The sequence below is a fragment of the Streptosporangium sp. NPDC000396 genome, assembly GCF_042898655.1.
Lineage (GTDB): Bacteria > Actinomycetota > Actinomycetes > Streptosporangiales > Streptosporangiaceae > Streptosporangium.
This window is the reverse complement of the sequence record NZ_JBIAZA010000028.1, coordinates 23,694-50,324: the sequence shown is the minus strand read 5'-3', so window position 1 is coordinate 50,324 and position 26,631 is coordinate 23,694. Positions and strand designations below refer to the sequence as shown.

Sequence of the window (26,631 nt, the reverse complement as noted above, 5' to 3'; positions counted from 1 at the left end):
CTAGGATTTCCACCATGAGTGATGAATCGGGCACCGAACGCTATCTGCGTCTGACAGTTGAGCTGACCGTGGAGGTGCAGGACATCGGCGCGCTCCAGACCGCCGCACTGAAGGAGATCAACCACCCGGACACCGACCTGGACGACGACGAGCGCCGGGAGCAGGCGGAGATGGTCTCCGCCGACGAGACCGGCGCCACGGCGCTGCAGTGGCTCATCGAGCCGGACCACGTCATCGGCCTGATCGAGCACATCGACGAGGTCGAGCCCCGGGAGGCCGTGCTAGGCGTGGAGCCCACCGACGCCCCCTCCGACGAGGACGACGACGATCACGACCACTCGCACGGCCACGGCCACGGCCACTGAGGTCACTCGCTGACCACGAAGCCATCCCCGAAGGCCCAGAGCTGACCTTCCAGGTCGAAGGCCTGGTAGATCCTGATGCCCTCGGGGGTGGTCTCGATCTCCATCACGATCTCCGCACCCCTGGCGCTGGCCCGCTCGTAGTGGGACTGCAGGTCCTCCACCACGACGAACACCCCCTGGCTGACCGCCGGCAGATCCAGAGCGCTGCGCAGGTACGGCTCGCCGGACCGGACGGAGGCCAGCATGATCACCGCGTCCCCCAGCCTGAGCTGGGCGTGCCCGATGCCGCCTTTGGGGCCGGGCACCGTGAGCGCCGGCTGGAAACCGAAGACCTTGCCCAGCCACTCGATGGCGGCCGGAGCGTCCTGGTAGCGGAGGAACGGAACCACACGGGGCGTCGACATGCTGCCCTCCATCGAGACGGTGGGATGCCTTAGGCAGAGCTTGCCACCGTTGGCCCCTCCCGTCAGCCCGCCGGGCGGATCTTCCCCTCAAACGGTCCCACCCGCCGGACGACCCTTCCCCCAAACGGCCCCGCCCACCGGACGACCCTTCCCCCAAACGATCCCACCCGCCGGACGGCCCTTCCCTCAAGCAGCCCGGCCACTGGACGCCCTCTCCAGCAATCTCGCCCGCCGGACGGCCCTCCCCTCAGACGACCCGGCCCGGCGGGCGGACCTTCCCTCACGCGGCTCCCCCAGGTACCGAGGAAGCCCTCTCCCCCTCAGGCGGTGAGGAGGGCCTCGCGGCGGGCGACGAGGGAGTCACGCTGACGCGCCAGCTCACCGCAGCGCGCGGCCAGGTTGCCGACCGTCGCGTCCGCCCACTGGGCGACCTCGTTGACGGCCTGACCGGTACGGGCGATTCGCTGGTGCTTGATCGCGTCAGTGATGATGTTGTCGAAGAACATGTCGGCGAACCAGCGGGTGTCCACCTTCGGCAGCTGCGGATTGACCTGCATCCCGATGTCGGCGAGCTCTCGGGAGAAGGCGTCCAGAGCCCGCTGGGCGTGCCAGGCGGCCTCGTCCGCGTTGCGCAGATGACCGTGCTCCATCATGTCCGCGATGCCGCCGCCGCCCAGCATGTCCCAGGTGGAGGCGCCGCGGGCATTGCCGAGGCAGCGCAGAACCTGGCCGACCGCTTGGACGGCGGCGACCCCGGCCTGGCGAGCCTCCTCGTGCTCGCGGAGATCGGCGTGGGTGTTGGCGAGCCACTGGCCGATCTCGGTGAGTTCGCGGCCCCGGGGGTCGGCCGACTCCACCAGCAGGCGTTCCTTGCGTTCGAGCAGGGCGGCGAACTCCTCCTGGGCCGAACCGACCTTGGCCAGGCCACGCTCCACGGCCATCTGGTCGGCCTTCAACCATTCGAGCCGGTTCCGCTGGCCGTCCAGGCGCTGCCGCAGGGCCTGCGCCTCCGCGCGTTCCTTGGCGAGCTTCTCCTCCTTGGACCCGGCGAGGCCGGACAGGAACGCCGCGAAGCCACCGTTCTCCAGCCTGGAGACGTCGCGTTCTTCCTTGACAAGCTGGTCCCCGAGGTCACTGATCAGCTGCTCGACCTCGTCGAGCTGCACGGCCACCGCCTGACGCTGCCTGGTCAGTTGTTCCAGCCGTCGCACTCGCTCGCGGGCGGCGCGCAGATCGTCGTCGATGTTGTCGAAGGAAGTCACACCTTTTGCGACGCGTGGCGGGGACAAATCGTTCCGTCCGATATGGCGTCAGCCCATCGAGACCAGCGGTGGGGGATAGTCCCGGATCCCCGTGGGCAGCCGCCACGGTTCGTGGATCAGCCTTCCCGGTACGGTGCCCAGCTCGGGCAGATACCGCCGGATGTATTCGCCGTCCGGGTCGAACCGCCTGGCCTGCCGGACGGGGTTGATGATCCGGTTGGGCCGGGTGTCGTTGCCGGTCCCGGCCACCCACTGCCAGTTGCCGTAGTTGTCGGGCACGTCACCGTCGAGCAGCAGGTCGGAGAAGTGCTCGGCGCCGACGCGCCAGTCCACCCGCAGGCGCCTGACCAGGAACGACGCGGCGACCATGCGGGCCCTGTTGTGCATCCAGCCCTCGGCGAGCAATTGCCGCATGGCCGCGTCCACGATCGGCACCCCGGTCCGGCCCTCCTTCCACGCCCGCGCCGCGTCCTCGTCGTCACGCCATCGCTGCCCGCGTGCCCGGTAGTCGTCCCGATTGATGCGAGGAAAGGCCAGCGTCACCTGGTGGAAGAAGTCGCGCCAGCACAACTGCCTGACGAAGTCGCCGTCGCCGGACAGGGACTCCAGCTCCAGCGGTGACAGGCAGCCGAAGCGCAGGTAGGGGCTGAGCCTGGAGGTGCGGTTCCCGGCGAGGTCGTCGCGGCCGTCGGCGTAGTCGCCGGCGCGGTGCTTCAGCCACCGCTCCATGCGCTCGCGCGCCGCCGTCTCACCGCCCCTGAACAGCCCGTGCGGCTCGTGTCTCGCCGTGAGGAGCGGTCCGGCCGCAAGCCCCATAGGGACGGGCACCGTAAGGGGAGGTTCCAGGATCTCCCGGCGCCCGTGCCCGCTCCAGACCCGCCAGTAGGGCGTGAAGACCCGATAGTGGTCTCCGCCGCCGAAAGGCCTGAGCGCGTCCGGCGGCACGATCGTCACGCCGGGGAAGCGGCGGAACCCCATCCGGTGCCGCTCGCACTCCTCGGCCAGCCGCCGCTCCCGGCTCCGCGCGAGCGCGCTGACGTCCGCGCTGACATAGACGGCCTGAGCCGGCAGCTCACGTCCGAGCCGGATCGTCTCCGCCACCGGATCACCCCATCGGACGACAAGCTCACCGCCCCGCATGCGAAGCGATTCGCGCAGATCGGCGAGGGACTCGATCAGGAAGCCCGCCCGCCGGCCCGAGGGCATGCCGGGGTCGACCACGAACAGGGGAACCACGTGGCGCGCGTTCGCGCACGCGGCGGCCAGCGCCGGGTGATCGTGCACCCGGAGATCACGGTTGAACAGGACAATGACGGTATCCATCGCAGGTCGCCTTCATGACTGGGCCGTTACAAGGTGTTTCGTGACCGCCGCGCCGGTGGTTGCATCCATCGGAGCCGACCGGCCGAAGAAATCGCAGGAGACGAGTCACTCACACTGCCTGGCAAGCTGATAGGACGATCTCAGGGATGGGGCGAGACGAGGATGGACGAGCAGGGCCAGGTGACCACGGAGGAGGAGCCGGGCTACGGGATCGGGGCCGTCGCGCGCAAGCTCGGCGTGCCCGCTCCCACGCTGCGCACCTGGAATCTGCGCTACGGGATTGGGCCGAGCCGCCGCAGCCCAGGCGGCCATCGCCGCTATGACACGGGTGACCTGCGGCGCCTTGAGAAAATGAACCGGCTCATCAGGGCCGGGTTCCCGGCCGCCGACGCGGCGCGGGAGGTGCTGAGGACCGGGGTCGCCCCACCCGCGGACTCGGTCCCGGACAGGCTCTCGCCCGCCGTACCGGAGCCCCGGCCCGAGATCCCGACCTCGGCGATGCTGGCGCGGTCGGCGGTCGCGCTGGACAGCCAGACCGTCTCCGGCTGGATCGACGCGGCGCTGGACAGGCACGGGATCGTGTGGACCTGGGAACGGCTGGTGCTTCCGGTCTTCGAGACGATCTGCAGGCGCCAGGCCGAGACCGGCGCGAGCGTCGAGGTCGAGCACCTGTTCTCCGATCGGGTGCTGGCCGCGCTGGCCCGGCTCGCCGAACCCCCGGTCCTGCCCGTCAACGACCGGCCGGTGCTGCTGGCCTGCGCCGAAGAGGAACAGCACAGCCTGCCGGTCTACGCCCTGGCCGCCGCGCTGACCGTCAACCACCGCGTGGAGACGCGGGTGCTGGGCGCGCGAACCCCCTATCCGGCCCTGGCCGACGCGATGCGCCGCCTCGGCCCGGCGGTGGTCTTCGTCTGGTCCCAGCGGCCCGAGACCGGTGATCCCGCGCCGCTGGCCTCCCTGCCTCTGCTGCGCCCGCCGAGCCGGCTCGTGATCGGCGGGCCGGGCTGGTGGGAGGACCTTCCGCCACGGATCTCGCGCGTGACGTCGTTCCGCGACGCGCTCGCCCGGATCACCGCCGCGCCGCGCTGATCCTTTCCGCCCAGGCTTGCGATCATGAGGTCGAGCACATATGAATAAGTTTTGAATAGGTTTTCGTGGTGAGGGGGCACCATGACAGACACCTTGAACATCCGGCTCGCCGAAGGCGACGACACGGCGCTGGCGGAGTGTTTCCACGCCCACGGCTCGCTCGTCCGCTCCTACCTGCGGCGGTTCGTCCCTTCGCAGGAGGTCGAGGACCTGCAGCAGATCGTGTTCGCGGAAGTGTGGCGGTCGCGGCACCGCTTCGACCCGGCCCGCAGCCTCCCGGCCTGGCTGCTCGGCATCGCGCGCAACCGCGCGGTGGACCACCTGCGGACGCGCGCCCCGCAGACGGTGTCGCTGGACCTGGTGGCCGACCCGGCGGGCACCGACGGCCGGGCCCACGGAGACGGCATGGCGGAGCGCGACCAGGTCATGCGCGCGCTGGCGGAGCTGCCCGCACCGCAGCGCCAGGCCATCGAGCTGGCCTACTACGGCGAGCTGACCCAGCGGGAGATCGCCGAGAGGCTGAGCGTTCCCCTGGGCACCGTCAAGGCCCGTACGGCGCGCGGGCTGCGCCGCCTGTCAAACATCCTCACCCCGCTCGCGGCATGAACAGCCAGGTCAGGCCCAAGGTCGCGGTGTCGAGCTGCCTCATGGGCGAGCCGGTGCGGTTCAACGGGGGCCACAGCCGCGACAGGTTCCTCAGCGGAGAGCTGGACCCCTACGTCGACTGGGTGCGCATCTGCCCGGAGATGGAGATCGGCCTCGGCAGCCCGCGCGAGACCCTCCGCCTCGAACGCTCCTCGCGGGGGCCGCGCCTGGTCACCAGGAAGACCCGGGTGGACCTCACCGGCAGGATCACCTCCCTGGCCGCCGAGCGAGTGCGCGTCCTCGACGTGGACGGCTACGTCTTCAAGTCCAAGAGCCCCAGCTGCGGGGTGCACGGCATCCCGGTCTACGCCGGCGACACGGCCGTGGACCGCAGGGGCAGGGGCGTGTTCGCGGCGCGGATCCTCGACGCCTTCCCGCTGCTGCCGGTGGAGGACGAGGGGCGGCTGAACGACGCGCTGCTCCGCGAGACGTTCGTGGAGCGGATCTTCGCGCACGCCCGGCTGCGCGCGTTTCTGGAGAGCGACTGGCGCGCACGCGACCTGGTCGCCTTCCACTCCCGGCACAAGATGCAGATGCTGGCCCATGACCCCGCCGCCTACCGGGAGGCGGGCCGGGTGGTGGCCCAGGCGGGCGTGCGGTCCCGCGAAGAACTGGCCGCCGACTACGCCCACGCGTTCCGTACGGCCTTCGCCAGAAAGGCCGGCATCGGCCGCCACGTCAACGTGCTCCACCACTGCCTGGGCATGATGAGCGACTCGCTGGACCAGGCCCGGCGGGCCGACCTGGTGGAGGTCATCGCCTCCTACCAGGCCGGCCGGGTGGCGCTCAGCGTTCCGGCGACTCTGCTCCGCCATCACGCCCGGGGCGAGGCCGCCGAATACGTCCGGGACCAGACATACTTCTCGCCCTATCCGGAAGAACTCCGCCTGCGCAACCACGTCCCCGCGTGACACGCGGGGCCATGCGGCGTCTGGCCCAATCCCTGCTGCGGCGTCAGCCGCCCGGCTGGGGACGGCAAGGCGGCTCACTGGCCGAGCCGGACCACCGCCAGGGAGCGGGCGGGCAGGATCAGCCCTTCGCCCAGGTCGTCGGGATCCTTGCCGAAGTGGATGCCGGGGTCGGAGGCCAGCAGGACCTGACCGAGGGCGAGCCGGACCGTGAGCGGAACCGTGCCGAGGTTGGCGGCGACGCGGAGCGCTCCCCGATGGACGACCAGCCAGGATTCACCGTGGTCCACCCGGACCCGGTCCAGCCTCGGGTCGGACAGGTCCGGATGCGCGCGGCGCAGCGCGATCAGGGACCGGTACCAGTCGAGGTGGGCCCGGTGGGCGTCGTGGTCGAGCTCGCTCCAGTCGAGCTTGGAGCGCAGGAACGTCATCTCCTCACCCGGGTCCGGAGCCTTGTCCGCCCAGTCGTCGTAGCCGAAGCCGACGAACTCCTTCCTCCGCCGGTCGGCCTCGCCCTCGCGGAGCTGCGGCTCGACGTGGTCGGTGAAGAACAGGAACGGCGTGCGGGCGCCCCACTCCTCGCCCATGAACAGCATGGGAGTGAACGGCGAGGTCAGCAGGAGCCCGGCGGCCAGCCGCAACGCCTCCGGCGCGACCCGGTCCCCCTCGGCGCGGTTGCCGATCTGGTCGTGGTTCTGCGCGGAGCAGACGAAGCGGTAGGCGGGCACGTGGCCCGCCGGACGGCCGTGCGAGCGCCCCCTGAAGGTCGAGTAGGTCCCGTCGTGGAAGTAGGCCGAGGTGAGCACCTTGGGCAGGGCCCCGGCGAAGTCGTCGTAGTAGCCGTGCCGTTCCCCGGTCACCGCCACGTGCAGGGCATGGTGGACGTCGTCGTTCCAGGCGGCGGCCAGGCCGTACCCGCCGGCCTCGCGCGGGGTCATCAGCCGGGGATCGTTGAGGTCGGACTCGGCGATGAGCGTCAGCGGCCTGCCCACGGACGCCGACAGCGCGTCCACCTCGGTGGCCAGCTCCTCCAGCAGGTGCACGGCCCGCTTGTCGTGCAGGGCGTGCACGGCGTCGAGCCGCAGGCCGTCGATGTGGTAGTCACGCAGCCACTGCAGCGCGTTGCCGATGAAGTAGCGGCGCACCTCGTCGGAGCCGGGGCCGTCCAGGTTGACCGCCTGGCCCCAGAAGGACGAGGCGCTGGAGTGGAAGTAGGGGCCGAAGGGGGCCAGGAAGTTGCCGGACGGGCCGAGGTGGTTGTAGACGACGTCGAGGATCACACCGAGGCCCCGCCGGTGGCAGGCGTCGACGAAGCGCTTGAGCCCGTCGGGACCGCCGTAGTTGCCGGTGACGGCCCACAGGTCCACCCCGTCGTAGCCCCAGTTGCGCTTGCCCGGCACCGGCGGCACCGGCATGACCTCGACGAAGTCGACGCCCAGCGCGACGAGATGGTCGAGCTTCTCGATCGCCGCGTCGAAGGTCCCGGTGGGGGTGAAGGTGCCGACGTGCAGCTCGTAGATCACCGAGCCGGGCAGGTCACGCCCCCGCCACAGGTCGTCCGCCCACTCGAACCGGTCGTGCTCGTAGACCCGGCTCGGCCCGAAGATCCCCTCGGGCTGCCAGCGGGTGCGGGGGTCCGGCAGCGCCTCGCCGCCGTCCAGCCGGAACCGGTAGTCGGTCCCGTGTCCGGCCCCCGGCACCTCCGCCGACCACCAGCCGCCCGCCCCCGCCACCATCAGGTGCCGGGTTCCCTCGACCTCCACCTCGACCGTTGACGCCTGCGGCGCCCATACCTCGAACATGGACTATCGCCTTTCCAGCAGCGCGACGGGGTACGCGGACAGCAGGTGGGCCAGCGGGATCCGGCCGGTGTGCTCGACGCCGGACAGCAGGTCCTGCCACCTGCCGTGCGGCAGTGTGAACGTCCTGCTCCCCCAGCCGCGCCGGGCCAGCCCGACCGGCAGCCGGGTGGCCACCGCCACGGCGCCGTCCCCGCGCGCGAAGGCGATCGCGTGCTCGTCGGCCTCCAGCGGGACGTACGGCGACGCCGGATCCAGCCTCTGGCGCAGGTTCAGCGCCTGGGTGGTGACCAGCAGCTTGGCCCTGTCCCAGGGGGAGCCGCCCTCCCCGGCGAGCATCCGGCGGCGTAGCGCGAAGTCGACCGGACGGCGGTTGTCCGGGTCCACCAGGGAGAAGTCGGTGATCTCGTTGCCCCAGTAGAGGTCGGGCACGCCCGGCAGCATGAGCTGGACGAGTTTCTGGCCCAGGGAGTTGGACTGGGCGTACGGCTCGATCCTGGCGGTGAACTCCGCAACCGAGGCGCCGCACTCCTCGATGGCCCGGGCGGCGAAGCCGCGGATGCCCTCCTCGTAGGCGGGGTCCGGAGTGGCCCAGGAGATCGAGGTCTTGGCCTCGCGGGCCGCCTTGAACAGATACTCGAAGAACCTGTCCCGGCTGATCGGCCAGGCCGCCATCAGGTTCTGCCAGGCCAGATAGTCCAGCACCGGGTCGAAGGAGACCTTCGAGGACCACTCCCCCACCGCCGCGGCCCACTCTTCGGGCAGCTCCGACAGCACGGCCAGCCGGGCCCGCACGTCCTCCGAGCGCTTGGTGTCGTGTGTGGACAGGGTCGTCATGGTGCCCGGCGACATCTCCTCGCAGAACGCGTGGAAGTCGCTCACCGGCTCGCCGAACCGGTCCGGCTCCCCGCCCACCTCGTTCAGGCAGGCCAGTGGATACCACCGGTAGAGGGCGGTGTCCTCCACCCCCTTGGCCATCACCGGCCCGCAGGTCTGCTGGAACCGGACGACCGCCTCGGCCGGGCCGTGCAGCACCCTGTCGACGGCCTCGGCGACCGGGGCGCCCTCGGGCAGCCGGGACGCCGCGACCCGCCCGGCCGTCTCCACGATCGCGGCCGACTCCTCCGGCACCGGCTCCCCGGGCACCACGTAGGCCCGGTAGACCGGCATCGCGGCGAGCAGCTCGACCAGCGTCTCCCGGTCGGAGCCGACGACGGCGTGCAACCGGTCGATCTCGGCGCCGAAGAACAGGTCGAGGACCTCCCGCTTGGACTGCCGGACCACGGTGGCGTAGTCGTGCGGCACACCGGTGTGCGCGGTGAACAGCTCCGTCAGCGGCGCGCCCCCGGCCGGGTCGACGAACAGCCCGGTGATCCGGTTGAGCACCTCGTAGCCGGTGGTGCCGTCGCAGTCCCAGTCCGCGGGCAACCGTTCGGAGCCGATCAGGATCTTCTCCGCCACGGTCCACACGCCCGAGGCCTCGCGCAGCCGGGCCAGGTAGCCGCGCGGATCGGCCAGCCCGTCGGGGTGGTCCACCCGGAGCCCGTGGACGATCCCCTCCTCGATCAGCCTCAGCGTCACCTCGTGGGTGGCGGCGAAGACCTCCGGGTCCTCCACCCGCAGGCCGATCAACGAGGACACGTCGAAGAAGCGCCGATAGCCGGGCCCGCGTCGCCAGTCGACCAGCCGATAGTGCGTGCCGGGGAAGGGGAACTCGTGGTCGTGGTAGCGCAACACGTCGCCGTCCACCACCGGCTCGACGGAGTCGCCGATCACCGGCATGTTCACCTTGCCGTCGCTCCAGTCGATGTCGAACCACGACGCGTACGGCGACGCCGGCCCGTCCTTGAGCACCGACCACAGGGCCTTGTTGCCCGACTCCGGCACCGGGACCGTCATGTGGTTGGGCACGATGTCCGCGACGGTCCGCAGCCCGTGTCCGGCCAGCGTCGCCGACAGCGCCCGCAGGCCCTCGATCCCGCCGAACTCCTCCCGGACGCGGGAGTGGTCGGTCACGTCGTAACCGTGCCGCGACTGCGGAACGGCCTGCAGGATCGGCGACAGGTAGACGTGGCTGACCCCCAGCTCTTTCAGGTAGCCGGCCAGCTCGGCCACCTCGGCGAACCCGAAGTCGGGGGTCAGCTGGACCCGGTAGGTCGCCACCGGCAGTGTGAAGGCCTCAGACACGGCGCAGCACCCTCACCGATCGGCCGACCACGGGAACGTTCTCGGAGGCCCGGCAGATCCGGGTGTCCATCGTGATCGGCATCGCCGTGTCGATCTCCGTCAGCCACATCTCGCCGTAGTCCCTGGGGATCGTGAAGTTGATGACGTCGTGGTGGGCGTTGAACATCAGCAGGAACGAGTCGTCGGTGATCCGCCGCCCCCGGCGGTCCGGCTCGGTGATGGCGTCGCCGTTGAGGAAGACCGCCAGCGACTTGGCGTAGCCCACGTTCCAGTCTCCGTCGGTCATCTTCTCCCCTTTAGGGGTGAACCAGGCGATGTCACTGAGGCTGTCTTCGGAGCCTCGCACCGGCCGGCCGTAGAAGAACCGGCGCCGCCGGAAAACCGGATGGTCGGCACGGAGCTTGGCCAGCCGCCGGGTGAACTCCAGCAGCAGCCAGTTCTCCCGGATGTCGGACCAGTCCACCCAGCTCAGCTTGTTGTCCTGGCAGTAGACGTTGTTGTTGCCCTGTTGCGTGCGGCCCAGCTCGTCGCCGTGAGAGATCATCGGCACGCCCTGGGACAGGAACAGCGTGGTCAGGAAGTTGCGTTTCTGCTGCTCGCGGAGCGACTCGATGGCCAGCGAGGCGGGGCCTTCCTCGCCGCAGTTCCAGGAGCGGTTGTCGTCGGTGCCGTCCCGGTTGTGCTCGCCGTTGGCCTCGTTGTGCTTGCCGTTGTAGGAGACCAGGTCCTGGAGGGTGAACCCGTCGTGGCAGGTGACGAAGTTGATCGAGGCGGCCGGGCGGCGGCTGTCGTCCTGGTACAGGTCGCTGGAGCCGGTCAGCCTGGAGGCGAACTCCGGCAGGGAGGCGGGCTCTCCCCGCCACAGGTCGCGGATCGTGTCGCGGTACATGCCGTTCCACTCGGTCCACCGGGCGGGGAAGTTGCCGACCTGGTAACCGCCGGGGCCGACGTCCCACGGCTCGGCGATGAGCTTGACCTGCGACAACACCGGGTCCTGCTGGACCAGGTCGAAGAAGGCGCTCAGCCGGTCCACCTCATGCAGCTCGCGCGCCAGCGTCGCGGCGAGGTCGAACCGGAACCCGTCCACGTGCATCTCGATGACCCAGTAGCGGAGCGAGTCCATGATCATCTGAAGCACGTGAGGGGAGCGCATGAACAGGCTGTTGCCGGTCCCCGTGGTGTCCATGTAGTAGCGCTTGTCGTCGTCGACCAGCCGGTAGTAGCTGCCGTTGTCGATGCCCCGCATGCTCAGCGTCGGGCCGAGATGGCTGCCCTCGGCGGTGTGGTTGTAGACCACGTCGAGGATGACCTCGATGTTCGCCTCGTGCAGCGCCTTGACCATGGCCTTGAACTCCAGCACCTGCCCGCCGCGCTGGCCGGTGCTCGAATAGGCGTTGTGCGGGGCGAAGAACCCGATGCTGTTGTAGCCCCAATAGTTCGTCAGCCCCCGCTCGATGAGGACGTGGTCGGTGACGAACTGGTGCACCGGCATGAGCTCGATCGCCGTCACCCCGAGGCCGGTCAGGTGGTCGACGATCTCCGGGTGGCCGATGGCCGCGTAGGTGCCGCGGATCCGCTCGGGGATCTTCGGGTGGTTGACGGTCAGGCCCTTGACGTGCGCCTCGTAGATCACCGTGTCGTGGTAGGGCGTGCTGGGAGGGCGGTCGTGCCCCCACCCGAAGAACGGATTGATCACGATGGAGCGAGGGACGAACGGGGCCGAGTCGGTGTCGTTACGGCTGTCCGGCTGCCCGAAGTGATAGCCGTACGCCGCCTCGTCCCAGGTCACGTCCCCTTCCACGGCCTTGGCGTAGGGGTCGAGCAGGAGCTTGGCGGGGTTGCACCGCAGCCCCCGCGCCGGGTCGTAGGGGCCGTGCACGCGGTAGCCGTACCGCTGCCCGGGGCCCACGCCCGGCAGGTAGCCGTGCCAGACGTATCCCTCGCACTCGGTGAAGGTGACCCTGCTCTCCTGGTTGTCCTCGTCGAACAGGCACAGCTCGACGCGTTCCGCGACCTCGGTGAAAAGCGCGAAGTTGGTTCCCGCGCCGTCGTAGGTGGCTCCCAGCGGGTAGGGGTCGCCCGGCCAGATCTCGATCATTGCACCGCCCTTCAGCGGTGGGGACATATGCCCCATGTTCTCCCTGTGATGCACACATTCCCCTCCTTCTCACAGTGAACTGCGTCCCATGCATGACATTCGCCTTTTTGGGGCCTGAGTTCCAGCACAACACGGGTGTGAACGATGTTCCGCGACTACGGATGACCGGAAGGCGGGTTAAAGGTGTTGCCGTAGTGCGCGCAGGACGGGTTGGTACAGGTGCAGCCCGGCATCGGCGACGAACGACTCGGCCGCCCGCAGATGCGATCCCGCCCGTTCGGAGTCGCCCTCCAGCAGGGCGAGCCGCCCCAGGCACAGGTCGGTCACCGACCAGCCGAACAGCCGTCCGGCGTTCGGGGCGAGCCGGCCGTACAGAACCCGTCCGGCGGTCACGTCGCCGAGCGACGCGCAGATCTCGCTGACGGCGTCGGGCACGAACCGATAGCTCAGGTCCGGGCCGATCGGAGCCAAGTCATCACGGGACAGCTCGGCGAAGACCTCACGGGCCTCACCGGTCCGGTCCAGGTCGATCAGGGCCAGGCAGCGCAGGATCTGCCAGGGCCGCTGGCCGGGACGGTGACCCAGCATCTCGTCGGCCACCGCGAGCGCCTCACCCGGCCTGCCCTCCGCCCGGAGTGCCAGGAAGCGGAACACGCCGTGCCGCAGATGGGCGTCGTCCCGGCCCAGAGCCCCCTCCGGGTGGGCCGTGCCCGACTCCTCGGCCGCGGCGAGGGCCTCGGCGAAGCGCCCGGCCAGGTAGGCCTGGATCGCGCGCTGCCAGGCGACCAGGCTGACCATCGAGGGAAGCCGCAGCCGGTCGGCGGTCTCCCCGAGCCAGGCCAGCAGCTCGGCGGCCTGGCCGGTACGGCCCCGGGCCACCAGCTCGACGTAGTGGGACTCCCTGCCGACCCACTCGACGGCCAGATCACCGGTGCGGCGGCCGATCTCCACGATCTCGTCGACGATCGCCTGCCTGTGGTCATGGTCGTGATCGTGCCTGAGCACGATCGCCTGAACGATCAGCGCGTGGGACAGGGCCCGGTCGTCGCCGGTACGGCGGGCCAGCCGTACCGCCTCCCCCGCGATCGCCACACTCCGCTCGACGGGCCGGACGATGGAACCGGTCATCGCGGCGGCGGCGAGCAGCCGGGCCCGCCACGGCGAGTCCTCTGCCAGGCCAGAGACGAGGACCCGGTCGATGCGCTCGGCGAGGCGGGCGATCCCGGTCACCTCCTCGTACATGGCCAGGTTGATCGGATCGGAGAAGCCCAGCACCGCCCTGGCCAGCCGATTGTCGTCGCCGAGCCCCTCCGCGATCTCCGCGGCGGCCTCCAGCGAGGCGTGGGCCGCGATGCTCAGCCCCGCCGCCGCCTGCGCCTCGGCCAGGTCGAGCAGGAGGTCGCAACGGAGCGCGTCATCGGACCTGGGGAGCCGGTCGATCATCGCGATCGCCTGCTTCAGGTTCTCCACCGCGTCCTCATGGGCGAACTGGCCCATCGCCTGGGCCGCCGCGCGCCGGGTGTAGCCGATGGCCTTGCCCGTCATCCGGGCGGTCAGCAGGCTCTCCCGGTAGTGGTGGGCGATCTCGGTGAGGCGGGTCCCGCTCCGCTCCTCCAGCACCTCGGCGATCCGCGCGTGCAGCCGCCGTCGGCGCAGCGGCGGCAGCGCCCCGCGCAGCACGTCACGGACGATGTCGTGAACGAACCGGCAGGTCAGCCCGTCGCCTTCGACCAGCAGCCGGGCCCGGACCGCGGCGTCCAGGATGTCGAGCACCCGGTCCTCGGGCAGCTCCACCACCCGGATCAGGATGTCCGTCGCCGCGTCCCGGCCGAGCAGGGCCGCGACGGTCAGCACCTCCTCGGTGTCCGGCGGCAGGCCGGCCATCCGGCCGCGCACGACGTCGGACAGCGCCTGCGGGGTCTCGCCCAGTTGCAGGACCTCGCCCAGGAAGAACGGGTTGCCCGCGGTCAGCCTGCCCATTTCGGCGGCTCGGCCGGGATCGGCACCGGCCCTGCCGAGATATTCGCGGATCTCCTCCTCGCCGAAACCCCCGAGGATGAGCCGCCGCACGTGCGGCAGCCGTACCAGCGTGCCGAGGGCCTGCTCCAGCGCGCCGCCCGGCCGTACGTCGGTGTCTCGGTAGGTCGCCACCACGGTCAGCTCCGGGCAGAGGTGGGTGGAGGCGAGGAACGAGAGCAGCCGCAGCGACGACGCGTCCGCCCACTGGAGGTCGTCGAGGACGATCAGGACCCGGCCGTGCTCGTTCAGCAGCCGGGCGAACGCCTCGTAGAGCTGGAACTGCCCGGCGCCGGCGAGCTGAGCCAGCTCACCGTCCTTGCCGACCAGCTCCTGTACGGCCTGCGTCCACGGCCAGAAGGGGGGCGCGCCGACGCCGTCCCAGCAACGGCCCCACACCACCCGGTGCCCCGACGCCCGCGCGGTCTCGGCCGCCTGCTCCGCCAGGCTGGTCTTGCCGATTCCCGGCTCCCCGGCCAGCAGCACCACCCGATGCCCGTCGCCCGCGACCGCCTTCTCCAGCGTCGCGGCCTCGTCGTCCCGGCCGACCAGCCGGGCGGTCCGCCGCAACGCCGTCCGGACCCGGGGGGTGAGCGCGGGGTCCTGGGCGAGAATGCGCCGCTCCATCTCCCTCGACCGGGGATCGGGGTCCAGCCCCAGATCCTCCACCAGCAGCCTGCGTCCCTCGGCGAGCACGGCCAGCGCGTCGGCCTGCCGCCCGGCCTGATAAAGCGCGTGGGCGCCGAGCACACGAAGTCGTTCCCTGAACGGATGGGCGGCGACCGACCTGGCCAGCTCGCCGACCAGCCGGGCCCCCTGACCGAGCGCGAGATCGGCCTCGGCCACGTCCTCCTCCAGCGTCAGCCGGAACTCGGCCAGCCGGGCGATCTCCTCCACGGCCCAGGGAGCGCCTTCGAAGTCGGCCAGCGGTTCGCCCCGCCATTCCCCCAGCGCCGACCGCAGCCGCCCGCCCGCGGCCTCGTAGTCCCCGGCGGCGATCATCCGCCTGCCCGCGGCCGCGTGCTCCCGGGCCCTGAGCAGGTCGAGCGCCCGCTCGGAGATGTCGAGGGCGTAGCCCCCGGGCCTGCTGACCAGGATCGTGGGAGCCACGCTCCGCCGCCTGCCGGGCTCGAAGACGCGGCGGAGCTTGGAGATGTAGGCCTGAACGGTGTTGACCGCCCCGGGCGGCGCCCCGTCCTCCCAGAGCACGTCGATCATCCGCCTCAGCCCGACCGGACGGGGTGCGGCGAGCATGCACATGGCCAGCACCGTCCGCTGCTGGTAAGGCCCGATGTCCAGCGGTGTCCCGTCGTCGGTGATCACGCCGACCGGCCCTAGCACACGAAAGTCCATCAGGCCACCTCGCTCGCAAATGGGCAGATACTACCTTTCATGCCTGTCGTGCCCGCGCGACGACCGGCGCCGTTTCCCGGCAGGAGCGGTCCGCGCCTGTCGAGTCGGCGTACGAGACCGCGAGAGCGGTGAAACGGACCCGTCCTGTTCTTCACTCGCGAGAAGTGGAGCGGCTTCGTCAAGGCCGTCAAACACGGGAATTTCGACGTTTGACCCCGGCCAGGAGGGTAGTCCGAGCGTTCTTGCGAATGGAGGACTCGCGGGATGGGCGGATTCAAGAAGTTCTTGATGAGAGGCAACCTCGTCGAGCTCGCCGTGGCGGTGGTGATCGGAGCGACCTTCAGCGGCCTGGTGCAGGCACTGGTCAAGGACCTGATCACCCCCTTGATCGCGGCGATCACCGGCGGCGGGGGGCCTGACTTCTCACGGTACGTGTTCAAGGTCAACGGCGCCGAGTTCATGTACGGCGACTTCATCAACCACCTGCTGAGCTTCCTGATCATCGCCTCGGTGGTCTACTGGCTGATCGTGATGCCGATGACCCGGCTCATGGCCTTCTTCGACAGGGACAAGAAGGCCACCGAGAAGCAGTGCCCGGAGTGCCTCAGCGACATCCCCGTCGACGCCAGTCGCTGCGCGTTCTGCACCGTGGAGCTGTCGGCGGTCCGTGCCGCGGACAAGCCGTCGGCCTGACCTCCGACGCCGGGGCCCGGTGACGCTCAGGGGCGGTGCCTCCGGCGCCGGGGCCCGTCTACGGTCGGGCCAGGGCGGGGTTGCCCCTGACAGACCTGGCACGGCGTCCCTCCTCCGCCTCGACCACTTGGAGTAGTCAACGAAACACGGTTCGTGAATACTGAAACCATGCGTCTGGCCGAGGGCGGCGATGTTGGGAAAGCATCAGGTTAGCCCGGAAAATCACTTGTAGGACGATGAGAGCGTGAGTTTCGAACTGGCCGTCTGGCACGAGCCCAAACCGATCACCAAAGAACGCGCGGAGAGCGTCTTCCAGGCACTCCGCCGGGGAGAGCCCGGAGCCGCCGAGCCACACCCCGGCGTCGCGGCGTTCGCCGGGCGACTGCCCGAGGCCGAGCAGATCTCCCCTGCTCACGCCGTGGTCACCGTGGAGTTGGAGCGGGCCGACGAGGTGTCGGGCAAGGTCTTCGCCCTGGCCCGCGAATGCGAGCTGGTCTGCTACGACCCCCAGCGCAAGCTCGTGCACAACCTGACCCCGCTGGGCGTCTATCCGGGCATGCAGATGCACACGGGCGACGGGATGATCGTCGTCGACCCCGACCTGCGGCTCGTCGGCGACGCGCTGGCCACCATGTCGCCGGAGAACCCGTTCACCGCCCTGGTCGTCTTCGGCGAGCACTTCATCCAGACATCCCCCGAGATCACGGGATACGAGCTGGAGTACAAGGACAGCGTCCAGAACCTGCTGTTCCGCACCCACGTCTCCGACCTGGAACCGGTCCAGCGCGCCTTCTCCGAATACGCCACCGGCAAGCGCACCTTCCTCGACCGCCACGACTGGCACCGGGTCTGAGCCCGGCTCAGCGGGCGCGGGTCACTGCGGCCCCTTGATCGGGCCTCGCACCCGTCGCGCTACGCGCGTATCACGCTCAGGCTGTGTCTCTTTGGGGCTTCGCCCCAACCCCAGGTGAGGGGCCTCCGGCCCCTCACACTCCCCGGCCGCTGCCCGGTTCCCGAACACCGCAGCCGTCCTATGAGCAGCTTGACCCTCAAGCTCTCCGAATCGCTCGTGATCGGGCTCCGCAAGACCTTGCCCGATAGCCGTTGGACGTCGGCGCCTCGCACCCGAACCGGCGTTTGGCTACCTGGCCCGGGACGACGATGATCGTCAGTTTTTACGTCTTCAAAGGCAGCCCGCTTCGCGGCCCGCCGCGTCGGGCGGTCGCTGGCCATGCTGCGGCTCTCCGGCCAGCCGCGGCGTTCTCGTCAGCCTTCCCAAGCCGCCTCCCCGCCGCCGCTGAGCGAAACGACTCACGCCTGGTCGAGCGTGAGCCGTACGACGGAACGCTGTGGAACTACTCCTCGGTCGGGGCCAGGCCTGTCTGGCAGGCTCCCCATCCGGGTGGGTCACCTAGCTTGACGTTGGCGCAACCAATGCTGCAGTAACCCGCGAAGTGCCAGCAGCGTGACGACCGGCTTCTGGTCGGCGTTGAGGGCTCAACTCAAGCAGCAGGAGCCCGTGGCGTCAGGCGGACCTCGACATCCGCGTCCAGGGCACGCGCCAGCCGCTCCAGAACCGGCAACGTGGGAATGGTCCCGCCTGCCTCGAACCGCGCCACTGCCGACTGTGTCATGCCGGCCGCGCGAGCCAGGTCGTTCTGGCTCCAGCCACGCCCCTCACGCATCGCCCGGACCGTCTTGCCCAGTTCGTAGGCGAGACGTGTGGCTTCATAGGCCTCAGCCACGCCCGGCTCGGCCATCCGGCGATCTCTGAGCTCTTGCCAGCTTCCCTGCTCGCTCATGCTGTTTCTTCTTCCCCGTCGGCGGTGTGCGCCAGTTCGACACAGCGACGCATGGCTCGCCGAGCTCGCTCAACCTCACGGTCGTCACGCGTCCGCGTCTTGTGAAACACGGTCAAGAGCACGATCCGGCGATGAGGTGCGATCTAGTAAGTGATGCGTACGGCGAACTCGTCAAGGCGAAATCGGAGCTCGCGCAGTTTGCCGTCAAGTTGCTTCGTGCAGGGCTCCCCCAGCAGGGGTCCCTCCGCCGCAAGCAGATCGACATAGAAAGCCACTTTGCGAAGGATGCCGCAGGCAGATTTTCAAGCACTTCTGAACTTCCGGTTCCAGCTTTACGGTACCCCAGCTCATAGCGTTGATGCTATGGGCTAGAGAATCGTCACACTCCGCTTTCAGTCAAACACGATGATCCATCATCGCGTTACCGCCGGCGAAAAGTCGACGAAGCCACACGATCAGTAAATACGGCTCATTCCCACGAAGTGAGCGGGAGCCGTACAAGCAGACCCTGAAGGCTACCCCTCGGTCGGGAGCAGGCCTGACCTTGGTATCTCAAAGATGCCGTTCAGAAACTTGATCATTCCTTTCGTTCCGGTGATGGATTTCCCGGTTCTTGCGGACCCGGCCAGGGAGGGCCAGGTGGGCATCAGCCGCCTTACCGAAGCACCCGCTCCACGGGTGGGCCGGAAATGGCCCGCCCGGCGCAGCTCAACCCTCAGCGGTGCCGCACTGCGAAACCATTCATCTCAGCGAGCCCGCCAAGGCTGGAAGGCCTCATCGGTCACTCGCCGGGGAAGCGGACTCCGATCTGCCCGCGGACCTCGTCCATGAGGGTCATCACCTCAAGGGTGGCCTGCCAGGGCACGAGGGGGCTTTCCAGCAGGCCCTCGCGCAGGCAGCGCATCGCCTCGACGGCCTCGTGGGTCAGGCCGACCCCCTCGAAGGGGACGTGGAAGGTCTCCGGCTCGGCGTCCACGCGGTGCAGGGTGAAGGTGTCGGGCCGGAAGAAGCTGCGCGGCAGCTCGATCCGGCCGAGCGGGCCGGAGATCGACGCCGTGATCGGGCTGTGGGTGGTGATGCCGCAGGAGAGCAGCGCGACCGCCCCGTTGTCGTAGCCGAACAGCATGCCGGTGTTCTCGTCCACGCCCTCGGGGGTCAGCCGTGCCCATGACTGCACCTTCGCGGGGTTGCCGAGCACGAGGTGGGCGAAGGAGATCGGGTAGACGCCCAGGTCGAGCAGGGCGCCGCCACCCTGCGCGGGGTCGCGGAGCCGGTGGCTCGGCCCGATGGAGAAGGAGATCGCGAAGTCGGCGTGGAGGGTGTTGACCGGGCCGAGCACGCCCTCGCCGATCAGCTCCACGACCTTGCGGATGGCGGGGTTGCACCGCATCCACATGGCCTCCATGAGGAACAGGCCGCGCTTTCGCGCGAGGTCCACCAGTTCGGCGGCCTCGGCGGCGTTCAGCGTGAACGCCTTCTCGCACAGTACGGCCTTGCCCGCGTTGAGACAGGTGAGCACGGCGTCACGGTGGGCGTTCTGGGTGTTGGCGACGTAGACGATGTCCACGTCCTCGTCGGCGGCCAGTTCGGCCCAGGTCCCGTAGGCCCGGGGGATGTCGTGCCGGTCTGCGAACGCCTTGGCGGTCTCCAGCGTTCTGGACCCGACCGCGATCACCTCGGCGTCCGGCAGGAGCTTCAGGTCTTCGGTGAACGTGGCGGCGATCCCACCGGTCGCGAGAATTCCCCATTTGATCGTGCTCATGAGGACATATCTCATCATGTACGGCCCGCCTCCGGCTCGCCCGGCGACGGCCGTACATGACGGCCAGCCGGCCGTACATGACGGCCAGCCGGCCGTACCTGACGGTCAGCGGGCCGTACCTGACGGTCAGCGGGCTTACCGGGTGATCAGCGGGCCGTACCGGGCGATCAGCCGCGGGTGTCGGCGAGCAGCGCCTTGAGCACCAGGTCGGGGTGGTCGCGCAGCACCCCGCGCATCCGCCACTCGTCGGAGAACAACGCCAGCAGCTCTCCGTCGAGCGACCGGGTGAAGACCTCCACGCCCCGCTGGCGGGCCAGGATCGGCGCGGACGCGGCGTCGGTGATCCTGGCGAGGCTGAAGTCGAGCCGGTCCATCAGGATCTCGGTGTTGAACTCTCCGGCCAGCCGGTGCTTGACCACGTCGAACTGCATGGGGCCGACCGCCGCGAGCACCGGCGACTGGTCGCCCCGGATGTCGGAGCGCAGGACCTGGACGACGCCCTCGGCCTCCATCTGGTCGATGCCCTTGCGGAACTGCTTGGCCCGGCTGGAGTCGCGGCAGCGGGCGGTCCAGAAGTGCTCGGGCGCGAAGCTCGGGATCTTCGGGAACTCGACCGCCGAGCCGTCGTAAAGGGTGTCACCGGGGCGCAGGGCGGTGGCGTTCACCAGACCGACCACGTCGCCGGGGAAGGCCTCGTCGATCGTCGCGCGCTCCTGGCCGAAGACCGACTGGGCGTATTTGGTGGCGAAGGGACGCCCGGTGGCCGCGTGGGTCAGCACCATGCCACGCTCGAACCGGCCCGAGCAGACCCGGACGAACGCGATCCGGTCGCGGTGCGAGGGGTCCATGTTGGCCTGCACCTTGAAGACCAGACCGGAGAACGGCTTGTCCAGCGGGCGCGGGTCGTCCTTGACGTCGGGGCGGGGCGCGGGAGCCGGGGCGATGTCGACCATGGCGTCGAGCAGGCGGCCGACGCCGAAGTTGTTCAGGGCCGCGCCGAACAGCACCGGAGTGGACTCGTGCGCCTCGAACGCCTTCTGGTCGTGGTCGGAGCCGATCGCCGAGAGCAGGTCCACCTCGTCCTTGGCCCGCTTCCAGTCTTCTCCCAGCTCGGCGGTGGCCTGCTCAGGGGTGAGCTCGGTCTCGATGGCCTTGGTGGCGCCGCCGGGGGTGCGGGTGTAACGGACCGCCTGGTCGGTGATGCGGTCCACCACGCCGTGGAAGAAGCCGCCGGTGCCGATCGGCCAGGTGATCGGGGTGGGGAGCAGGTTGGTCTTCTCCTGGATCTCGTCCAGCAGCTCCAGCGCCTCCCGGCCGGGCCGGTCCCACTTGTTGACGAACGTGATGACCGGGATCCGCCGGTGCCGGCAGACCTCGAACAGCTTCAGGGTCTGCGGCTCCATGCCCTTGGCCGCGTCGAGCAGCATGACCGCGCAGTCGACTGCCGCCAGCACCCGGTAGGTGTCCTCGGAGAAGTCGGCGTGGCCGGGGGTGTCGACCAGGTTGAACATGTGGCCGCGGTATTCGAAGCGGAGCGCGGCGGAGGTGATGGAGATGCCTCGCGCCTTCTCCATATCCATCCAGTCGGAGGTCACGCCGCGCCGGCCGGCCTTGCCGTGCACCGCACCCGCCTCGCTGATCGCGGAGGCGTGCAGCGCCAGCGCCTCGGTCATGGTCGACTTACCAGCGTCGGGGTGGCTGATCACCGCGAACGTGCGGCGCCGCGCCGCCTCCTGAGTGATCGCGGTCATGTCCTGGTCTCCTAGCGGTGCGTGGGTAGAGTGGAGCTCCCGACACTGTGCGGGTCGCCGAAACAGCTTACGCGCCACCGCACACGTCAACAGATGTGGCAACACTTCCTCAGGCCGCTTGCGTCACCGTGGTGTTCGGTGGATCGTGGAACACCATGGTTCGCCCCATGCCCGTCCCGACTGCCCGAAAGCGACCCGCTCGTGCAACTCGACGCTCCAGTGATGTGCAGATGATCACCCTCCGCTACGCGGCAGGCTCCGACGTCGGCCGGGTCCGCCAGGGCAATGAGGACGCGGCCTACGCCGGGCCCTGGCTCCTCGCCGTCGCCGACGGGATGGGGGGCCATGTGGGTGGAGAGGTCGCCAGCTCGGCGGCGATCGCCACGGTCGCGTCCCTCGACCAGGAAACCCCGGGCGATCTGGTCGCCGCCGCCGAGGCCGGAGTCCGCAAGGCCAACCAGCGTCTGCGCGAGCTGGTCGAGCAGGACCCGAGCCTCGCCGGCATGGGCACCACCCTGACCCTGATGCTCTGGGACGGACTGCGGGTCGCCCTCGCCCACATCGGTGACTCCCGCGCCTACCTGCTCCGCAACGGCGATCTCTACCAGATCACCTACGATCACACCCTGGTCCAGACGCTGATGGACGAGGGCCGGATCACCGCCGAGGAGGCCGCCCGGCACCCGCACAGGTCGATCCTGCTGCAGGTCCTCGACGGCGGCGACACCATCGACCCCGATCTCTCCCTTCGGGACGCCGAGGTCGGCGACCGCTACCTGCTGTGCTCCGACGGCCTGTCCGGGGTGGTCGAGGCCGACCAGCTCCGCCAGGTGCTCGCCGACGTCGACGACCTCGACGCGGTGATCCGGCAGCTCATCGGGCTCGCCCTCGACGGCGGCGGTCCCGACAACATCACCTGTGTGGTCGCGGACGTGGTCGAGGGGCCCGGCTCGGAGACCCCCCTGGTGGTCGGCTCGGCCAGCCCCTTGTAGACGGGTCCACCCGCCCTTCCGGGAAACGCCTCCGGAAACGCCTCCGGGGGCGGTGGCGGGTGAATCCTGGTCGCGACGGAAGGCAAACGCTATCGTCGGTTCTGCGTGCTCCTCGTCGATCATCGCCCCGGAGGGATGTCCGTCATGTACAAGGAATTCGCCATCGAAGCGATCGTGTGGCTCATCCCCGTCGTGATCCTCGTCGGCCTCGCCTTCATGATCACCCGCCCGGCCTGATTCCCTCCGTACGGCGGATCGCCGTCTCCCTTCCCGGCCCGTCGACCGGGTGTCCCGCTGCGCGAGCGTCCTGTTTCGAGAATCGCAAGGCCGCCGACTAGGCTGTTCCCGCCGGATGTACTCAACAACGGCGAGTACGTTTCGATCAGCGGTCGACGGTCCTCCTGCGGCTGAGAGATCGCACCAGCACAAGGAACCCAGTGAAGCTTCTGCACTCCGGGAAGGTCCGCGACGTATACGAGGACCGGGGGGACATCATCCTCGTGGCCTCCGACCGGGTGTCGGTGTACGACGTGATCCTGCCCACGCCCATCCCCGACAAGGGGAAGATCCTCACGCAGCTTTCGCTGTGGTGGTTCGAGCAGCTCGCGGACATCGTTCCCAACCACGTCATCTCCGCCACCGACGTGCCGTCCGAGTTCGAGGGCCGTGCCGTACGGTGCCGCCGGTTGAACATGGTGCAGGTCGAGTGCATCGCCCGTGGCTATCTCGCCGGTCTCGGCCTGAAGGAGTACCAGGCCGGCGGTTCGGTCTCCGGGGTGCCGTTGCCTCCCGGTCTCGTGGAGGGCTCCAGGCTTCCCCAGCCGATCTTCACGCCGACGACCAAGGCCCCGCTCGGGCAGCACGACGAGTTCATCACCTACGACGACGTGGTCTCCCAGGAGGGGGCGGAGGTCGCCGCGGAGCTCCGCCGGATCACGCTCGCGGTCTACGAGCGCGGCGCCGAGCTGGCCCGCGAGCGCGGCGTCATCATCGCCGACACCAAGCTGGAGCTCGGCTGGGCGTCCGACGGCACGCTCACGCTCGGTGACGAGGTGCTCACCTCCGACTCCTCGCGGTTCTGGCCGGCCGACCAGTGGGAGCCCGGCCGCCCGCAGTTCGCCTTCGACAAGCAGTTCGTCCGCGACTGGGCCGCGGGCACCGGATGGGACAAGAAGGAGCCCGCGCCGGAGGTGCCCGCCGAGGTCGTGGAGGTCACCCGGGCACGCTACATCGAGGCGTACGAGCGCATCACGGGCAAGACCTGGTGAACCGCGGCGCGCGAGCGCACCGCCGGTGAGATCTCACCGAAACGAACGCACCGCCTGAGGCACCATCGAAAGGGGCCGGTGTTCACGTATCCGTGAACACCGGCCCTCCTCACGACATGAGCGTCAGCGCGCCAGCCTCCTGTCGGCCACGGCGCCCACGATGAAGCGCTCGGTGGAGGCGGGGTGGGCCCCGAAGTCGGCCACGATGCAGGTGATGTTGTCAGGGCCGCCGCCCCGGTTGGCCAGATCGATGAGCCACCTGACGGCCTCATCCGGGTCGGCGATGGCGGTCAGCGTGTTGAACAGGGTCTCCGGGCCGACCACGCCGGTCAGGCCGTCGGAGCACAGCAGGTAGCGGTCACCCGGCTGGGCCTCCCGCAGGGAGAGGTCCAGCTCGCCGTCACCCGTGCCCTCCAGGACCCGCAGCACCATGGACCGGCGCGGGTGCTCGGCGGCCTGCTCCGGGGTGATGCGCCCCTCGTCCACCAGCGACTGGACCAGGGTGTGGTCGTGGGTGATCTGGTAGAGGGCACCATCGCGCAACATGTAGGCGCGGGAGTCACCGACGTGGGCCAGAGCGAAGGTGGCGCCGTCCCAGAGCATGGCGGTCAGGGTGGTGCCCATCCCGCGGAGCGTGGGGTCGTGCTCGCTCATGTCGTGCAGGGTGTGGTTGACTTCGGTGGCCGTGCTCTTGAGGGTGGCCACCAGGTCGACACCGCTCTCTGAAAGCCTCTCGTCCAGCGCCGCCAGGGCTGTGACGGCGAGCGAGCTGGCGATCTCTCCACCCGCGTGACCGCCCATGCCGTCGGCTATGGCGAGCAGGCGTGCACTCGCGTAGCCCGAATCCTCGTTCGCCTCGCGGCGGACGCCGACATCGGACCGGGCGGCGTAGCGCAGCGCCAATGCTTCGTTGAGTGCCATGAAGGCAGTAAAGCATTGGTTGAAGCACTTCACAAGCAAAGATGTTGTAGACCGTTTCGGCACAGTCAACTACTGTGGCCCAGTATGGAGGAGAGCCAGGGCATCACGGTGAACGCGGGTGACATCGCCCGGCTCGCCTCCGTCGGCCGCGCCGCGGTGAGCAACTGGCGCCGCCGCCATGACGACTTTCCCCGCCCGGTGGGCGGCACCACCTCCAGCCCGCTGTTCTCCCTGTCCGAGGTCACCACGTGGCTGCGCAGCAACGGCAAGTCGTTCGAGGTGTCGCTCGGCGACCTGGTCTGGCAGCGGCTGCGGACCTCGGTCGATGACCTGCACCTGGGCGACCTGGTGGGCAGGGTCGGCGCGTTCCTGCTGTTCCTGCACCGCGAGCCCGGAGCCCGGCGCGACCACGACGCCCGGTCCCTCGCCGATCTGGCCGCCACGACAAGCGGCCTTCCCGGCTCCCCCGATCTGCGGCTGGGCGACCTCACGCTCGTCGATCTCGTCATCGAGCTGGCCTCCGAGCGCGGGCCCCTCCCGGCCTTCGAGTTCCTCTGCGAGCGCTACGCCGAGGCCCATTCCCGGCAGCTCTCGGTCACCCGGGACGACGTGGCCGCGCTCATGTCCCGGCTGGCCGGGCAGGGCAGCGTCCTCGACCCGGCCTGCGGCATCGGGACCCTTCTCCTGCACGCCCGGGCTCCGCGCGGCCAGGAGATCAGCGGGACGAACGCGCGGCTCGCCGCGGTCCGGATGCTGTTACGCGGGGCCGACACGCGGATCGTCGCGGGCGACTCGCTCCGCGAGAACGGCCTGGCCGGCGAGCTCGCCGACGCCGTGGTCTGCGACCCGCCGTTCAACGAGCGCGCGTGGGGCTACGAGGAGCTGACCGGCGACCCCCGCTGGGAGTACGGCCTGCCGCCCCGCGGGGAGTCCGAGCTCGCCTGGGTGCAGCACTGCCTGACCCACGTGAAGCCCGGCGGCCTGGTGGCGATCCTGATGCCCGCGGCGGCGGCCAGCCGTCGCCCTGGCAAGCGGATCCGGGGCAACCTCCTGCGCGCCGGAGCGCTGCGGGCCGTGGTGACCCTCGGGCCCGGCGCCCCCGACCTGTGGATGCTGCGCCGCCCCGACGGCGAGCGGCCCCCCTCCCGCCTCCTGATGGTGGACGCCGGCGAGGATCTGTCCGTCGTGGAGCCCGCCTGGCGCGCCTACATGGAAGACCCGGAGGCCGAGCTGCCCGGCGGCAGCCGTACCGTGCGGATCATCGACCTGCTCGACGACGAGGTGGACCTCAGCCCCGCCCGGCACCGTCCCCCGCAGGGCGGCCCGGACTTCCTGCGTGACTTCACCGACGCGCTGGACAGGTTCCGGGACACCTCGGCCGCGCTGTCGGACGCGCCTCCGGCCCTTGAGCTGCTCACCGAACGGCAGGACCTGCCGACCACCACCATCGGCGAGCTGGTCAAGGCGGGCCTGATCACCATCCTCCAGGCCCCGCCCAGGATGACCGCCGACCACGGTCCCCTGCCGGTCCTGACCGCCGACGACACCGCCATGGGCACGCCCCCTTCCGGTGGTACCACCCTTGACCCGGCACTGGTCATGATCAGACCCGGTGACGTCGTGACCACCGCCCTGGGCGCGGTCCGGGTGATCACTCGGAGCGGCGCGGCGCTCGGCCCGCAGCTCACGCTCTACCGCGTGGATCCCCAGCGGCTCGACCCCGACTTCCTGGCCGGGTTCCTCCGCTCCGCCGACGCGGCCCGGATCCATCCCAGTTCCAGCCGTCTCGACGTGCGCCGGGCACGGGTGCCGATGCTTCCCCTCGCCGACCAGCGGCGATACGGTACGGCCTTCCGCGAGTTGTTCGTGTTGGAAGACAGGGTGCGCGAAACGAGAGCACTGGGGGAAACGTTGATCCGGCTAGGCTTTGACGGACTGGTCGACGGCCATCTCCGGCCGTGCGACCAAGGGGTGTGATTCCCGCAAACCCAGG

21 protein-coding genes are annotated in these 26,631 nt (G+C 69.8%); 9 read left to right on the top strand and 12 right to left on the bottom strand.

Annotated features, from left to right (window positions below):
- The first annotated feature begins 14 nt into the window (after window positions 1-14).
- On the top strand, window positions 15-365 hold the full coding sequence (locus tag ACFY2X_RS35270) for a hypothetical protein (protein WP_389947201.1): 351 nt from the start codon (window positions 15-17) through the stop codon (window positions 363-365).
- Between the two features lie 2 nt (window positions 366-367).
- Here ACFY2X_RS35270 and ACFY2X_RS35265 read toward each other — a convergent pair whose 3' ends face one another.
- From ACFY2X_RS35265 to ACFY2X_RS35255, 3 genes are all read right to left on the bottom strand, one after another.
- Window positions 368-769 carry a VOC family protein gene (locus ACFY2X_RS35265; protein WP_389947199.1) on the bottom strand — a complete coding sequence of 134 codons (402 nt, stop codon included), beginning with the start codon at window positions 767-769 and terminating at the stop codon, window positions 368-370.
- 320 nt (window positions 770-1,089) lie between these two features.
- Window positions 1,090-2,031 carry a hypothetical protein gene (locus tag ACFY2X_RS35260; RefSeq protein WP_389947197.1) on the bottom strand — a complete coding sequence of 314 codons (942 nt, stop codon included), beginning with the start codon at window positions 2,029-2,031 and terminating at the stop codon, window positions 1,090-1,092.
- Window positions 2,032-2,079: 48 nt separating this feature from the next.
- Window positions 2,080-3,354, bottom strand: a complete 1,275-nt coding sequence (locus tag ACFY2X_RS35255) for a cryptochrome/photolyase family protein (RefSeq protein ID WP_389947195.1) — start codon at window positions 3,352-3,354, stop codon at window positions 2,080-2,082.
- A 162-nt stretch (window positions 3,355-3,516) separates the two neighbouring features.
- Between ACFY2X_RS35255 and ACFY2X_RS35250 the strand changes: the two genes are divergently transcribed.
- The 3 genes from ACFY2X_RS35250 (at window position 3,517) to ACFY2X_RS35240 (ending at window position 5,999) form a co-directional block, all read left to right on the top strand.
- The gene (locus ACFY2X_RS35250) at window positions 3,517-4,443 is read left to right on the top strand and encodes a MerR family transcriptional regulator (protein WP_389947193.1); all 927 of its coding nucleotides are present in this window, start codon (window positions 3,517-3,519) and stop codon (window positions 4,441-4,443) included.
- Between the two features lie 81 nt (window positions 4,444-4,524).
- Window positions 4,525-5,049 (top strand): RNA polymerase sigma factor, encoded by a 525-nt coding sequence (locus tag ACFY2X_RS35245; RefSeq protein ID WP_389947191.1) that lies wholly within the window; start codon window positions 4,525-4,527, stop codon window positions 5,047-5,049.
- A complete protein-coding gene (locus ACFY2X_RS35240) occupies window positions 5,046-5,999 on the top strand; it encodes a YbgA family protein (RefSeq protein ID WP_389947189.1) in 954 nt (317 codons plus the stop codon). The genes ACFY2X_RS35245 and ACFY2X_RS35240 overlap by 4 nt, the downstream gene beginning before the upstream one ends.
- 74 nt (window positions 6,000-6,073) lie before the next feature.
- On the opposite strand, the gene treZ is transcribed toward ACFY2X_RS35240, so the two are convergent.
- From treZ to ACFY2X_RS35220, 4 genes are all read right to left on the bottom strand, one after another.
- Window positions 6,074-7,798 carry a malto-oligosyltrehalose trehalohydrolase gene (treZ, locus tag ACFY2X_RS35235; protein ID WP_389947187.1) on the bottom strand — a complete coding sequence of 575 codons (1,725 nt, stop codon included), beginning with the start codon at window positions 7,796-7,798 and terminating at the stop codon, window positions 6,074-6,076.
- A 3-nt stretch (window positions 7,799-7,801) separates the two neighbouring features.
- Window positions 7,802-9,982 (bottom strand): malto-oligosyltrehalose synthase, encoded by a 2,181-nt coding sequence (gene treY / locus ACFY2X_RS35230; protein WP_389947185.1) that lies wholly within the window; start codon window positions 9,980-9,982, stop codon window positions 7,802-7,804.
- Window positions 9,975-12,080 carry a glycogen debranching protein GlgX gene (glgX, locus tag ACFY2X_RS35225; protein WP_389947326.1) on the bottom strand — a complete coding sequence of 702 codons (2,106 nt, stop codon included), beginning with the start codon at window positions 12,078-12,080 and terminating at the stop codon, window positions 9,975-9,977. The genes treY and glgX overlap by 8 nt, the downstream gene beginning before the upstream one ends.
- A gap of 177 nt (window positions 12,081-12,257) precedes the next feature.
- Window positions 12,258-15,449 (bottom strand): BTAD domain-containing putative transcriptional regulator, encoded by a 3,192-nt coding sequence (locus tag ACFY2X_RS35220; protein WP_389947183.1) that lies wholly within the window; start codon window positions 15,447-15,449, stop codon window positions 12,258-12,260.
- 264 nt (window positions 15,450-15,713) lie between these two features.
- On the opposite strand from ACFY2X_RS35220, the gene mscL reads away from it, so the two are divergent.
- Both mscL and ACFY2X_RS35210 read left to right on the top strand, forming a co-directional pair.
- Window positions 15,714-16,142, top strand: coding sequence for a large conductance mechanosensitive channel protein MscL (mscL, locus tag ACFY2X_RS35215; RefSeq protein WP_389947181.1), 429 nt, complete (start codon window positions 15,714-15,716; stop codon window positions 16,140-16,142).
- A 244-nt stretch (window positions 16,143-16,386) separates the two neighbouring features.
- On the top strand, window positions 16,387-16,995 hold the full coding sequence (locus ACFY2X_RS35210) for a hypothetical protein (RefSeq protein ID WP_389947179.1): 609 nt from the start codon (window positions 16,387-16,389) through the stop codon (window positions 16,993-16,995).
- A 649-nt stretch (window positions 16,996-17,644) separates the two neighbouring features.
- On the opposite strand, the gene ACFY2X_RS35205 is transcribed toward ACFY2X_RS35210, so the two are convergent.
- The 4 genes from ACFY2X_RS35205 to ACFY2X_RS35190 form a co-directional block, all read right to left on the bottom strand.
- Window positions 17,645-17,944 carry a helix-turn-helix domain-containing protein gene (locus tag ACFY2X_RS35205; RefSeq protein WP_389947177.1) on the bottom strand — a complete coding sequence of 100 codons (300 nt, stop codon included), beginning with the start codon at window positions 17,942-17,944 and terminating at the stop codon, window positions 17,645-17,647.
- Between the two features lie 143 nt (window positions 17,945-18,087).
- Window positions 18,088-18,219: a type II toxin-antitoxin system RelE/ParE family toxin gene (locus tag ACFY2X_RS35200; protein ID WP_389947175.1), complete on the bottom strand. Its 132-nt coding sequence runs from the start codon at window positions 18,217-18,219 to the stop codon at window positions 18,088-18,090.
- A 506-nt stretch (window positions 18,220-18,725) separates the two neighbouring features.
- Entirely contained in the window at window positions 18,726-19,706 is a 981-nt protein-coding gene (locus ACFY2X_RS35195) for a Gfo/Idh/MocA family protein (RefSeq protein ID WP_389947173.1), read from the bottom strand.
- A gap of 167 nt (window positions 19,707-19,873) precedes the next feature.
- Complete coding sequence (locus ACFY2X_RS35190; protein WP_389947171.1) at window positions 19,874-21,457, bottom strand: peptide chain release factor 3; 1,584 nt, start codon at window positions 21,455-21,457, stop codon at window positions 19,874-19,876.
- Window positions 21,458-21,687: 230 nt separating this feature from the next.
- Here ACFY2X_RS35190 and ACFY2X_RS35185 point away from each other — a divergent pair, with 230 nt between their 5' ends.
- A complete protein-coding gene (locus ACFY2X_RS35185; protein WP_389947169.1) occupies window positions 21,688-22,449 on the top strand; it encodes a PP2C family protein-serine/threonine phosphatase in 762 nt (253 codons plus the stop codon).
- A gap of 437 nt (window positions 22,450-22,886) precedes the next feature.
- The gene (locus tag ACFY2X_RS35180; RefSeq protein ID WP_389947167.1) at window positions 22,887-23,717 is read left to right on the top strand and encodes a phosphoribosylaminoimidazolesuccinocarboxamide synthase; all 831 of its coding nucleotides are present in this window, start codon (window positions 22,887-22,889) and stop codon (window positions 23,715-23,717) included.
- A 123-nt stretch (window positions 23,718-23,840) separates the two neighbouring features.
- Here the strand turns inward: ACFY2X_RS35180 and ACFY2X_RS35175 are convergent, their stop codons facing one another.
- Complete coding sequence (locus ACFY2X_RS35175) at window positions 23,841-24,638, bottom strand: PP2C family protein-serine/threonine phosphatase (RefSeq protein WP_389947165.1); 798 nt, start codon at window positions 24,636-24,638, stop codon at window positions 23,841-23,843.
- Window positions 24,639-24,722: 84 nt separating this feature from the next.
- Between ACFY2X_RS35175 and ACFY2X_RS35170 the strand changes: the two genes are divergently transcribed.
- On the top strand, window positions 24,723-26,615 hold the full coding sequence (locus ACFY2X_RS35170; RefSeq protein WP_389947163.1) for an N-6 DNA methylase: 1,893 nt from the start codon (window positions 24,723-24,725) through the stop codon (window positions 26,613-26,615).
- Window positions 26,616-26,631: the final 16 nt, after the last annotated feature.